Origin of the sequence: Sinorhizobium arboris LMG 14919, assembly GCF_000427465.1 — a bacterium.
In the GTDB taxonomy this organism is placed as follows: Bacteria; Pseudomonadota; Alphaproteobacteria; order Rhizobiales; family Rhizobiaceae; genus Sinorhizobium; species Sinorhizobium arboris.
This window is the reverse complement of the sequence record NZ_ATYB01000008.1, coordinates 142,736-153,829: the sequence shown is the minus strand read 5'-3', so window position 1 is coordinate 153,829 and position 11,094 is coordinate 142,736. Positions and strand designations below refer to the sequence as shown.

Here is an 11,094-nt window from a genome sequence, read left to right as displayed (position 1 = left end):
CGAGCGATGACGTCGAAGTTACTGTCTGACCAGACCATTCTTGTCACAGGCGGCTCCGGGGGGATTGGCGCTGCCATCGTGGAGCGCCTGGCGGAGGAGGGTGCCCGCCCAATCATCCATTACGGCCGCGACAGAGCGGGTGCCGAAGCGCTACTTGCCCGCATTTCCGGCGCGGGGTTCCTGGTCCAAGCTGATCTTTCCGCTGCCGAAGGCGCTTTTGAACTCTGGCGCCGGGCTGAAGGGGCGGCCGGCCGCATCCATGCGCTCGTCAACAATGCCGGCATCCGCACCGAGATTTCGTTCGAAGCGGACCCGAGCGCCTGGCGAGATGCCTGGCAGAAGGAATTCCAGGTGAATTTCTTCGCTGCCGCCGATCTCTGCAAGGAGGCGCTGAAGCACTTCAAGGCGCACGGCGGCGGACGCATCGTCAACATGGCGAGCCGCGCCGGGCAGCGCGGCTATGCAGCCGATGCCATGCCCTATGGCGCGACCAAGGCGGCGCTGATCAATTTGACCAGATCGATCGCGCGCAGCTTCGGCGCGGATGGCGTCGTGGCGCTCGCCGTCGCACCGGGCTGGGTAAGGACGGAAATGGCCGAGGACTTCGTCGCGAAGTTTGGGAAGCAAGCCGTCGTCGCCGACATACCGATCGGCGAGATGGCTGAAGCTTCTGAGATCGCGGAACTCGTCGCCTTCGCGCTCAGGCCTTCGCAACGTTCGCTGAACGGCGCGACACTCGACGTCAACGGCGGCAGCTACATCCGATAAGAGAAGGAACAGGTTATGAAGAGATTCGAAGGCAAGGTGGCGATCGTCACGGGCGCAGGTGGCGGCATCGGTTCCGCCATTTCGCGCCGGCTCGCGGACGAGGGCGCGTTGGTCGTCGTCTCCGACGTGAACGCCGAAGCGGCGGGCGCCGTCGCGGCCGAAATCGCCTCGGGTGGCGGCTCCGCTGTCGCCATCGCCGCCGACATTTCCCACAAGGAGCCCTGCTTCAGTCTGATTGCCGAGGCCCTCGACCAAAGACAGCGCATTGACATTCTGGTCAACAACGCGGGCATCAATCGGCGCGGCAATCTCCTGTCGCTGACCGACGAGGACTGGCACACGAGCTTCGCGGTCAATCTCGATTCGATGTTTCACCTTTGCCGCGCGGCCATCCCGCACATGACCGAGACTGGTGGTGGCGCGATCGTCAACACCGCCTCTCAATGGGGCCTTCATCCTGCACCGAACCACATCGCCTACAACACGACCAAGGCGGCGGTTGCTGCGTTCACGCAGAACCTCGCCCGCGACTACGCCCCGCACAAAATCCGCGTGAACGCCGTCTGCCCCGGCGAAATCCACACACCGATGCTCGAGGCGGGCGTAAAGCGGTCGGGCCGCACCATCGCCGATCTCGACAACCTCGTTCCGTTCGGCCGGATCGGAAAACCGGAAGAGGTGGCCGCCCTCGTCGCCTTTCTGGCCTCTGACGAGGCCGCCTTCATGTGCGGCTCGCTCGTCGAGATAACCGGCGCGCAGGCGGTGGCTTAAGGCACGTGTCAACGCATCGAAGATACGCGTCTTCAGAAGGTCCGCTTTGCCGAAAAAGTCGCGCCAATCCTCTCCCGGACACCAATGACTGCAACGGGTCGGAACGAGCCGCGCGTCCGAAGGCCCGCCAATGACGGCTCTTGGCGCACAGGGCGCCGTGATGCCGCTTGCAAAACGATGTCTGCTTTTAGGCAGGCACGTGCCAGCCTCTATGACCGAAGTGGGGCGCACAGCAATCATTCGTGAAGCGGTGCGCAGCTTGGGTGAGGCCGAGCGCGGCCGCGGCGAGGAGCAGGGCAAGAGGCCTCATTCGGCGGGCTCAGTCGGATCGAGAATGTCGGCGGTGTCGTTTTTGGTGAGCCGACCTTGCGGTCGATCGGCCAGTCGATTTTAAGAATGCACGATGCTTCGATTCAATAGGTAGAGCGTCCTTTGTGCACCCATTCGGAGGCACGGCGGACTAAGGCGCCTCCGGCTCGTCCGCTTTCAGATCCTGCTCGGCCTGCCGAACTTTCTGCCGGGTAAAGCCGCGAAGGCCGGATACCTCCTCGGCGTCGCGCTCGATCTGGACTTCGCTTGCCGCATAGTACACCGCGAGCTTTGCAACGGACATCAGCGCGTGGAGGTGGATACGCTCATAGCCGTGCGAGGCGTCGACTCCGAAGGTGAGAAGTGCCGTGCGCACGTCGTGCCCCGCTTCGACCGCGGAAGCGGCATCGGAGCGATAGTAGCGAAAGACGTCCTTCTGGACGCGGATGCCGTGCTCGCCGCAAAGCTCGTAAAGCTTTTTCGAAAGGTGATAATCGAAGGGTCCGGTCTGGTCCGCCATCGCGAGCGTCACTCCGAACTCGTCCGAATTCTGGCCGGGCGCGGTCGTGCCGTTGTCTATCGCCACCAGGGAGGCGATTTCCGGAACGATCGCCGCTGACGCGCCCACCCCCACTTCCTCACCGATCGTGAAGAGCCAGTAGGTATCGACCGGCGTTTCCACCTTCTCGCGCTGCATCGCCTCTAGCGCCGCAAGCATGATGGCGACGCCGGCCTTGTCGTCGAGATGCCGCGAAACGATGAAGCCGTTGTTGAGGAATTCAGGCTGCGGATCGATGGCGACGATGTCGCCGACATCTATTCCGAGCTGCACCAGATCGTTGCGGTCGCGGGCGAGTGCATCGACGCGCAGCTCGATGTGGCGCCAACCGGTTGGTTGTGTATCGACCTCGTCATTGAACGTGTGACCAGAGGCCTTCAGCGGGAGAATGGAGCCGCGATAGGTGCCCTTGCCGGAAAAGATCGAAGCGCGAGCCCCCTCCGCGAACCGTGCCGACCAATGACCGATCGATACCAGTTCGAGACGACCGTTTTCCTTCAATGCCTTAACCTGCGCGCCAAGAGTGTCCAGGTGCGAGACGATCCCGCGGGCGGGCCGCTCGGCACCGCCCGGCCGCAGAGCGCGGATTGCTCCCCGGCGGGTCAGCTTGACCTCCAGGCCGAGACGCTCGAGTTCGCGCGCCGTGTAGCGCGCCGCCTCATCGGTGAAACCGGTCGGGCTCGCAATTTCGAGCAGAGCTTTCAGCCGGCTGGTGAGATAGTCCGGGTCGATATTGATCGGTGTCTGCATGGATGCGTTGTCGCAATCATGGATGCCCGCGTCAACAACATTGCCAAAGCGTCGAGCGTATCGAAGGTTACGAACGGGAACATCGCACCGCCCGCTACGTTGTAAGGTACTCAGCTATTCGGCAAGTCCGGACGAGGCGTCACTCGGGAGGTTGCGTGGGCAAATCCGCGAACGAAAAGCGAAACGGCGTCCCGCTTATTCATGGCGCCAGCAATCTGCCGTCAGTGACGGTCGATGACTACAATCTGGAACTGCGTGACGGGGACGGCTTCCTTGGCGACAGGGCCAACAAGTTCGCTTTCCAGGAGAAGCTCGACGCCTGGCGCAAACGCGTGCGCAAAGGGGGCGACGATCCGCTGGGGAACGAGTCGACCCAGGACCTGTCCAAAAAGAAGGTGGATGCGCTTCTGCGCGGCGACGACAAGGAGGCCGCCGCCCTGATCATGGGTGCAGTCGACGAATTCGCCGGCGAGCTCGCCAACGTTCTCGAACGCTTCCTGGACCAGAAGAGCTGGAAGAATACGGAGCGGGTCGTGATCGGAGGCGGCTTCAGAGGAAGCGCGGCAGGTGAACTCGCGATCGCCCGAGCAATGGTGCTGCTCAAGTCTGAAGGCATCAAGATAGAGCTCTCCCCCATCGTTCACCATCCGGACGATGCCGGGCTCATCGGGGCGGCGCATCTCATGCCCGCCTGGATGCTGAAGGGGCACAAGGCGATTCTCGCCATCGATATAGGCGGCACCAATATCCGCGTGGGCATAGTCGAGCTGCGTCTGAAGGGTGACACCGACCTTTCAAGGGCCAAGGTCTGGAAATCGGACATCTGGCGACATGCGGACGACAAGCCCAACAGGAGCGTGACCATCGAGGAACTCATCGGCATGATCGAGAGGCTTATTGCCAAAGCGGACAAAGCGGACCTCATGCCGGCGCCGGTCATCGGCGTGGCCTGCCCGGGCGTGATCAATGAAGATGGCTCGATCCTTCGCGGAGGCCAGAACCTGCCGGGAGGCAACTGGGAAAGCGAACATTTCAACCTGCCTGCCGCGCTCAAGCAGGCCATTCCGCAAATCTGCGATCACGAGACCTTCGTGATCATGCACAACGACGCCGTCGTCCAGGGTTTGTCGCAGATACCCTATATGCAGGATGCCTCGAGCTGGGGAATCCTGACGATCGGCACAGGCCTCGGCAACGCACACTTCAGCAACAAGGTCGAAAACTGACAGTTGTGCGGCAGCCTTCACGCAGCACCTTCACATCAGGCGTGGCAGGCCGAATGGTTAAGGGCCTGATGCGCAATCCCGGCGAATTGTCGGCTTTTCCTCGACCGTGAATTAAATCCTTTCGGCTAACCTTCCTTCACAAACAAAAAACGGGGAGTTCCAGTTGTGAAGGTAAAATCGAGAGCATTATCCGGCCTGTTCGACGCCCGCGGGAAAATTGCCCGCGGCACCCTTGCGGTGATGCTCGCCGCCGCTGCCTGCGGCTGCTCCACGGCGATCAGCCAGGAGACAACCGCTTCGATCACGCGTGAAGTCGGCTACCCTGTGCCTGAAAAGAAAATCGTGCGGGACAAGAAAGTCGCCAGGCAAAAGGCGCCCAAACCCGTGCGCTCGGCCTTCCTCGGGCGGGCTCCCTATATCTGTACGCCGAGCGGCTTCGGCAGCACCTCGCGCTGCTTCCTTCGCTGACCAGCAGGAAAAGTGGGCGGGGTTGCGGGCCTTTCGACGCCGGGCTCATCTGCGGAGCCATTTGCACTTCTGACATCGGCCAGCCGCGCAACCCCTTCCCGGCCGGGGTTACTCGACCCGGCCGAGTCTCGCCTCGATGCGGTTCAGGCTTGCGCCCACATAATTGCCACGTCGAAGCTTGGTGAACTCGTCGTCTGGCCTCACCTGTGCGTTCTTGAAGACGTACCAGGCGCCATCGGGCTCGCGTCTCTGATAAATCACACCACCCCTTTTGGCGTGACTGAAGCAGGTCGTCGCCGGTGCCGAACCATCCCTGGCATGCCATTCGGCGCGGAAACAGAGTTTTCCGGGACCGGTGATGAACCAGCGGCCTACCCCGTAGGACGGCTTGCCGTTCTCCTTGGACCAGGCGGTGAAACGGCGCGCCTGCACCGAGAAGTAACCTGCTCCCTCTTTCCATATCCAGGATTTCTGGCCGTAGAGTTGGTACACTTCCGCGTGTGTCAGCGGCGTTGTCTTTCTCTCGGTGCGCGTAGCGGCGGCCTCGGCGAAAGATGCACCGGCGATGCTGGCGACCAGCGCGATGGCTAAAGGTATTCCTCGATATACAGGTTTCATCACATGCCTCCGTCGGGCACTTGCCCGCTAATGGCGTCGCGGACCACCCGCCAATCGGGGCGGCCGTAGCCCTGTGGCCACGGATAGATCTCGCGGTCGTTGAAGTAGACCACGGCCGTCAGCTGCGGGAATTCGGCGTGGCGCCGGGCGACGGTGGCCGCCCAGTTTGCCACGTATGTACCGTCTCCCTCGTAGCCGAGCTCGGCGACCATGATCGGCTTGCCGTAGCTCGCTACCCGGCCGTATCCGGGCGCCAGCCGCTCCGCAAACGTCTGATCGCGGCCGGTCGTACCCTGGTCGTAGGGCTGGTAACCGAATACCGAAAGACCGACGATATCGACGACGTCGTCACCTGGATAGAAGACTTCCAGCCCCTCATTGCCCTTGGGCGACCACATGAACCTCGCGTTCTTCAGGTGGCTGCGGCAGACGGTCACCACGCGGCGATAGGCTGCCTTGAAGTCCTCGCCCCGCCAATGCGACCAGGAGAACTGGTTGTCGGTTTCGTCCATTTCCTGCCCCCAGCGAATGATGACGGGGCTCTTGAGGGCGGCGGCGGCGGAACAGACCTGGGCCATGTTCTCGTCGCGTTCGCCACTCAGAATCGAACGCAGGAGTTCCCCTTCGGTTACGCGCCACTCGGGCGACCACGACCACGGTTCGACCGTGATCATGAGCGAACGCCCGCGCGCTTGGGCGTAGTCGTCGGCAAGCGTCAGCGTCGACAGATCGACGTCTTCCCAGGGCAGAAAGAGATGCTCGATCTTTGAGTCCCCTGGCGTGCCGAAATCGCCATGGGGATCGTAAGCGCCGAAATCGACGGAGTCCTGCGTCAGGACCGGCCGTTTGTCCGATGGCGTCGCCATAGTTGGCGAGTTCGGCTCCGGAATGCCACGCGGCATGTTGGCCGCGAGCACCGTGCCGGATAGCAACAGGCCGAAACATCCCAAGGCCATGGCCTTTGATTTCCTGTTCATTGTACACCTCCAACCGCGTCCGTCCGGGCTTGCCGGCCAACGCTACTCTTTGTTTGTTCCACGCGACCTGTGATGCGCTCCTTGACGGCGGGGAGCTTCGCGCCGACCAGATCCTCTCGGACCAGCCGGTTGATCTCGTCTTCTGACTTCGGCTTGGCATGTTTGAAGACGTACCATTCGCCGGACGGCTCCCTCTTCTGGTAGATGGTTCCGTCGAGCGTGCGATGGCTGAAGCAGGTCTTGTCGCGGGCGGCAGCGCTTTGGCTGTGCCACACGGCCGTCAGACAAAGTTGACCGCGGTCATTCACGCTCCAGCGGCCTTCGGCCCAAGTCTCCCCCGTGCCCGATTTTGCCCAGGCCCGGAACACGCGGCCTTCGCTTTCCATCCGCCCGGCGCCGCTCTCCCACTTCCAGGTCTTGCCTTGGAAGATCATGTAGAGTTCCACGCCCGTCATGGTGCGCGCGGTTTCGGGAACGGCGACTTCCGCGGCGGCCGCCGGCGAATGGCAGAGGAAGAGGGCGGGCACAACCGCGAGAGCAAAGCGTCTGCCGAGCAGCGTATCGCGAAGCCCTTTGCGAACGAATGGGCCTTTCACTCTCATGTTCCTATTCCCTCTGATTTGCCGTCCTGCTGATCCGCGGGGGCGGAAATCCAGCGGGGCCGGAAGATGATCTTGCGCAATGCCGTGCCGCCCTGCCCGGCTCCGGCTACCGAATAGCGCTCCTCGAAGAGACGCAGTTGCCCACTGCCCCACGCGAGTGCCTCGAGCCCATCCTTCCCGTGCTCGGCCGTCGCGATGCCGGGCAGTGCGACGATCGCCAGGAGTCCGGCCCCGATCGCGGGACGATAGAAACGGGAGGCGGTTGCAACCGCATTCTCTATCGAATGCCGTATGACGATGACGAGCAGAAGCAGGCAGTAGATCGCCGCATTGAGGATCGCGAAAAGGTAGAAACCCTTGGCTTTCGCGGCGTCTTCGACGAACAGGACCGGCAGGACGGCCGCAACCGCCAGGAAGAAGTATGGCGCCAGCACGCGCACCGGCAGCGGATCGACTTTTGACGATCCTTTCGGCGTGACGCGGAAATCAACGAAGGATCCGGTGAGCCAATCGCGCAATGCCGCAAGCGTACCGGCAAGCGCCCAGGGCCAACGTGCAAAGAGGAAGAGCATGCACTCCCAGCTCAAGATCTTCGCGTCGTAAGGCCGGAAGGCGCCGGTTGCACGCCAGCGATAGGCCAGGAGGACGAGGACGACCGAAAGCGGTGCGAAATAGGCCAGAAACTCCGGATAGGTCACGGCGACGAAGGTCTCGCCGCGCGCAAGGGCGACGATCGGCATTGCGAACATCAACGCCATGAAGCAGGCAAAGAGGGGATACCAGAGTTGCGAGAAAAGGAACTGGAACTTCAGCCGCAGCGGCAACCGGCCGATGAGACGCGGCGAATACTGTAGCAGGATCATGACGAGACTGCGTGACCACTGGAACTCCTGGGTCACCAGGTCGGCAAAGGTGCGTGGCCCGTCGCCATGGGCGATCGCGTCGAGGGCGTGAACGCCGCGCCAGCCGGCCGCATTCATCATCAGTGTCGTCGAGTGATCTTCTGCCAGCTCCGGGCCGAGCCCGCCGATCTCCTTGAGCGCCGTCGTACGCACCGCATAGTGAGAGCCGATGCAGAGCGGCGCGAGTCCGCCATTGTAGCCGGCCTGGAGGGAACCGTGCATGCTCGCCTCCGCATAGAGCCGCCCGCGCGCCGACCAGCTCTTAGAAGCGTTGCGGTCGCAGATGCTCGGTGCCGAGACATAACCCACTCCAGGGTCGGCAAAGGGACGCAGCATTTCGAAGAGGTAGCCGGGCGCGGGGACATGGTCGGCGTCGAGCTGAGCCACGAAGTCGTACCGGTCATAACCGTAGTGATCGTAGAAGAAGGCGAGATTGCCCTCCTTGCAGCGCGTGCGCCGTGGCCACATGGCCCGGTGATAGTCTGCCCGGCCCTTGCGGGTGGAGACGAGGACGCCATGCCTGCGGCACCAGTCGAGCGTCGCTTCGGACGGATCCTCGTCGGCAAGCCAGGTGTCGTGCGGGACGTTCTGGGCAAGCATTGCTTGCAATGTCTCGGCCACGACCGAGAAGGGCTCCGACGGCGCCTTTGTCACGACCATGGCAATACGACTGCCGGCCGGGAGCCTCAGTGGTCCGCATGGTTTTGCCGCACGGCAGAAGACGACGATGAAATAGGCCGGCAGCAGGGTGACCCAGGCGAGGACCGCGGTCACAACGGTGCTGCCCAGGGCGTCCACGTGATGGCGCGGTTCCAGCCACCAGGCCCAGAAATGCACGAGAGCCGCTATCCAGAGGCCGGCGCCGAGCAGAAATTCCGTCCGACGTGCGCCTGTGAGCACAGGCGCGAGCCGCAGCCCGCCGTCCTCGGGAAGGCGCGCCTCTTCATTGGTCGGATGGCCAGTCATGACCGCGCCTCCAGCCCGAAGAACGGCGCCGCGGTTCGCACGATCGTCTCGAGATCGGAATAGCGCGGCAGGAAACCGAGCGTGCGGCGAGCAAGCCCGGCATCCGCATAGAGTGCCGGCGGATCTCCGGAGCGGCGCCGCCGAAATACGACCGGGACGTCATGCCCGGTGATCTCGCCGACCGTTCGCAGGACTTCCTTTATCGAGAAGCCGCGGCCGGTGCCGAGGTTCAGCGCCAGATTCCCGCCGCCCGTGGCGAGATGCCGGTATGCCAGCACATGAGCGCTCGCAAGATCGGCGACGTGAATATAGTCGCGCACGCAGGTTCCGTCGGGGGTATCGTAATCCTCTCCGTAAATCTCCAGATGCGGTATCCTGCCTGCCGCCGCCATCAGGGCCCGCGGAATGAGGTGCGTCTCCGGATCATGCCATTCGCCGAGGTCACCTTCCGGATCGGCGCCGCAGGCGTTGAAATAACGCAGCGAGACGTAGTTCAGCGCAAAGGCGGCGGCATAGTCGGCGAGCATGTGCTCGGCCATCAGCTTCGTCTTGCCGTAGGGATTGATCGGGGCCTGCGGCGTCGATTCGTCGATCGGCAGCACCGCAGGTACGCCATAGGTGGCGCAGCTGGAGGAGAAGATCACCTTACCGACGCCGGTCTGGCGGCATGCGTCGAGGAGCGACAGCGTTCCGCGGACGTTGTTGTTGTAGTATTTCGCAGGGTCGGTGACGGACTCTCCGACATAGGCGGATGCCGCGAAATGGATCACGGCGTCAGGTTCGTATGCTTCGATGACCTCGATCAGGCGGCCCCCGTCCAGGATGTCTCCCTGTACGAATGGTCCCCAGCGCACGGCAGAGCGGTTTCCGGTCGTCAGGTTATCGTAGACGACGGGTTCGATGCCCTCCAGGCGCAGCAGCTTTGCGGTGTGACTGCCGATATAGCCGGCGCCACCGGTGACGAGAATACGCGGGGCAACCATCAGACCAGCTCCGCGCTTTCCCGTTGCGACCGGGAGAGAAGGCCGTCGAAATAGCCGATCGTGTGCGCAAGGCCTTCGGTCAAATCGACCTTTGGACGCCAGCCGAGTTCCTGCGTTGCGAGCGAGATGTCGGGACGACGCTGGCGAGGATCGTCGACCGGCAAGGGGCGCCGGACGATCTTCGAACGCGAACCGGTCAGCCGGATCACCTCCTCGGCCAGTTCACCGATCGTGAATTCTGCCGGGTTGCCCAGATTGACCGGTCCGCTAAGCGAAGGCGGCGACGCCATCAGGCGGACGAAACCGTCGATCAGATCGTCCACGAAACAGAAGGAACGGGTCTGCGAACCGTCGCCGTAGATCGTGATGTCCTCACCCTTCAGGGCCTGAACGATGAAGTTGGAAACGACGCGGCCGTCATCCGGGCGCATCCGTGGTCCGTAGGTGTTGAAGATCCGAACGATCTTGATTTCGACTCCATGGACCTTGTGGAAGTCGAAGAACAGGGTCTCCGCGCAACGCTTTCCCTCGTCGTAGCAGGAACGCGGACCGAAGGGATTGACGTTGCCCCAATAGCTTTCCACCTGCGGGTGGATGTGCGGATCGCCGTAGATTTCCGACGTGGACGCCTGGAAGATGCGTGCGCCGCGACGCGCAGCCAGATTCAGGAGGTTGAGCGAGCCGATCACACAGGTCTTCGTCGTCTGGATCGGATCTGCCTGATAATGCGGCGGCGATGCCGGACAGGCGAGGTTGTAGATCTCGTCGACTTCGAGGTCGAGCGGCTCAACGATGTCGTGGGCGATGACGCGGAAGGTATCGAAGCGCTTAAGCGGCGCGATATTGCGTCTGAGACCCGTCGAGAAGTTGTCGAGGCAGATGACCTCGTGCCCGGCGCCGAGAAGGAATTCGCAGAGATGCGATCCCAGGAAACCGGCGCCGCCGGTAACAAGTATTTTCCGCTGAATTTCTCGACGCTGCAGTGTCTCTTTACCGACATTCACGCCAGATAGAGTTACACGGAAGTCATTCCTGAAGTAATTCATGGTCTTATCCTCGAACTATTTTTTAATTATTAAAACTATCCACAGCGAGCACAATAAATTGGTGATCGAAACTTTACCGTTCGAAACTACCTTGATCACTTTTCGGCAATGCTTGGAACAACTGTAAGTGTTTTAATACAATCGACGGG

Annotated in this window: 11 protein-coding genes; 4 read left to right on the top strand and 7 right to left on the bottom strand. The window is 62.2% G+C overall.

Translation table 11 applies throughout. The annotated features are described in order from the left end of the window. Positions 1-6: 6 nt before the first annotated feature. On the top strand, positions 7-768 hold the full coding sequence (locus tag SINAR_RS0101495) for an SDR family NAD(P)-dependent oxidoreductase (RefSeq protein ID WP_027997391.1): 762 nt from the start codon (positions 7-9) through the stop codon (positions 766-768). Positions 769-783: 15 nt separating this feature from the next. After that, positions 784-1,539: an SDR family NAD(P)-dependent oxidoreductase gene (locus SINAR_RS0101490; RefSeq protein WP_027997390.1), complete on the top strand. Its 756-nt coding sequence runs from the start codon at positions 784-786 to the stop codon at positions 1,537-1,539. A gap of 460 nt (positions 1,540-1,999) precedes the next feature. On the opposite strand, the gene SINAR_RS0101485 is transcribed toward SINAR_RS0101490, so the two are convergent. Further along, on the bottom strand, positions 2,000-3,157 hold the full coding sequence (locus SINAR_RS0101485) for an osmoprotectant NAGGN system M42 family peptidase (protein ID WP_027997389.1): 1,158 nt from the start codon (positions 3,155-3,157) through the stop codon (positions 2,000-2,002). Between the two features lie 155 nt (positions 3,158-3,312). On the opposite strand from SINAR_RS0101485, the gene SINAR_RS0101480 reads away from it, so the two are divergent. Then, complete coding sequence (locus SINAR_RS0101480; RefSeq protein WP_027997388.1) at positions 3,313-4,383, top strand: ROK family protein; 1,071 nt, start codon at positions 3,313-3,315, stop codon at positions 4,381-4,383. A gap of 165 nt (positions 4,384-4,548) precedes the next feature. Beyond that, entirely contained in the window at positions 4,549-4,851 is a 303-nt protein-coding gene (locus SINAR_RS0101475; RefSeq protein ID WP_027997387.1) for a hypothetical protein, read from the top strand. A 108-nt stretch (positions 4,852-4,959) separates the two neighbouring features. On the opposite strand, the gene SINAR_RS0101470 is transcribed toward SINAR_RS0101475, so the two are convergent. From SINAR_RS0101470 to SINAR_RS0101445, 6 genes are read right to left on the bottom strand one after another with little or no spacing between them, the layout of a single operon-like run. Further along, positions 4,960-5,469, bottom strand: coding sequence for a DUF995 domain-containing protein (locus tag SINAR_RS0101470; RefSeq protein WP_027997386.1), 510 nt, complete (start codon positions 5,467-5,469; stop codon positions 4,960-4,962). Then, the gene (locus SINAR_RS0101465) at positions 5,469-6,446 is read right to left on the bottom strand and encodes a glycoside hydrolase family 26 protein (RefSeq protein ID WP_027997385.1); all 978 of its coding nucleotides are present in this window, start codon (positions 6,444-6,446) and stop codon (positions 5,469-5,471) included. The genes SINAR_RS0101470 and SINAR_RS0101465 overlap by 1 nt, the downstream gene beginning before the upstream one ends. Beyond that, positions 6,443-7,048, bottom strand: coding sequence for a DUF995 domain-containing protein (locus tag SINAR_RS0101460; RefSeq protein ID WP_027997384.1), 606 nt, complete (start codon positions 7,046-7,048; stop codon positions 6,443-6,445). The genes SINAR_RS0101465 and SINAR_RS0101460 overlap by 4 nt, the downstream gene beginning before the upstream one ends. After that, entirely contained in the window at positions 7,045-8,916 is a 1,872-nt protein-coding gene (locus SINAR_RS0101455) for a glycosyltransferase family 2 protein (protein WP_027997383.1), read from the bottom strand. The genes SINAR_RS0101460 and SINAR_RS0101455 overlap by 4 nt, the downstream gene beginning before the upstream one ends. Then, positions 8,913-9,899: a UDP-glucose 4-epimerase GalE gene (galE, locus tag SINAR_RS0101450; RefSeq protein WP_027997382.1), complete on the bottom strand. Its 987-nt coding sequence runs from the start codon at positions 9,897-9,899 to the stop codon at positions 8,913-8,915. Before galE ends, SINAR_RS0101455 begins: the two co-directional genes overlap by 4 nt. Continuing rightward, positions 9,899-10,945, bottom strand: a complete 1,047-nt coding sequence (locus SINAR_RS0101445) for a UDP-glucuronic acid decarboxylase family protein (protein WP_027997381.1) — start codon at positions 10,943-10,945, stop codon at positions 9,899-9,901. The genes galE and SINAR_RS0101445 overlap by 1 nt, the downstream gene beginning before the upstream one ends. Between the last annotated feature and the right edge of the window lie 149 nt (positions 10,946-11,094).

Excerpts from the sequence above, each read along its gene's own strand:
- SINAR_RS0101460 (WP_027997384.1), bottom strand. The coding sequence starts at position 7,048 with ATGAGAGTGAAAGGCCCATTCGTTCGCAAAGGGCTTCGCGATACGCTG.
- SINAR_RS0101485 (WP_027997389.1), bottom strand. The coding sequence starts at position 3,157 with ATGCAGACACCGATCAATATCGACCCGGACTATCTCACCAGCCGGCTG.
- galE (WP_027997382.1), bottom strand. The coding sequence starts at position 9,899 with ATGGTTGCCCCGCGTATTCTCGTCACCGGTGGCGCCGGCTATATCGGC.
- SINAR_RS0101465 (WP_027997385.1), bottom strand. The coding sequence starts at position 6,446 with ATGAACAGGAAATCAAAGGCCATGGCCTTGGGATGTTTCGGCCTGTTG.
- SINAR_RS0101470 (WP_027997386.1), bottom strand. The coding sequence starts at position 5,469 with ATGAAACCTGTATATCGAGGAATACCTTTAGCCATCGCGCTGGTCGCC.
- SINAR_RS0101445 (WP_027997381.1), bottom strand. The coding sequence starts at position 10,945 with ATGAATTACTTCAGGAATGACTTCCGTGTAACTCTATCTGGCGTGAAT.
- SINAR_RS0101495 (WP_027997391.1), top strand. The coding sequence starts at position 7 with ATGACGTCGAAGTTACTGTCTGACCAGACCATTCTTGTCACAGGCGGC.
- SINAR_RS0101455 (WP_027997383.1), bottom strand. The coding sequence starts at position 8,916 with ATGACTGGCCATCCGACCAATGAAGAGGCGCGCCTTCCCGAGGACGGC.
- SINAR_RS0101490 (WP_027997390.1), top strand. The coding sequence starts at position 784 with ATGAAGAGATTCGAAGGCAAGGTGGCGATCGTCACGGGCGCAGGTGGC.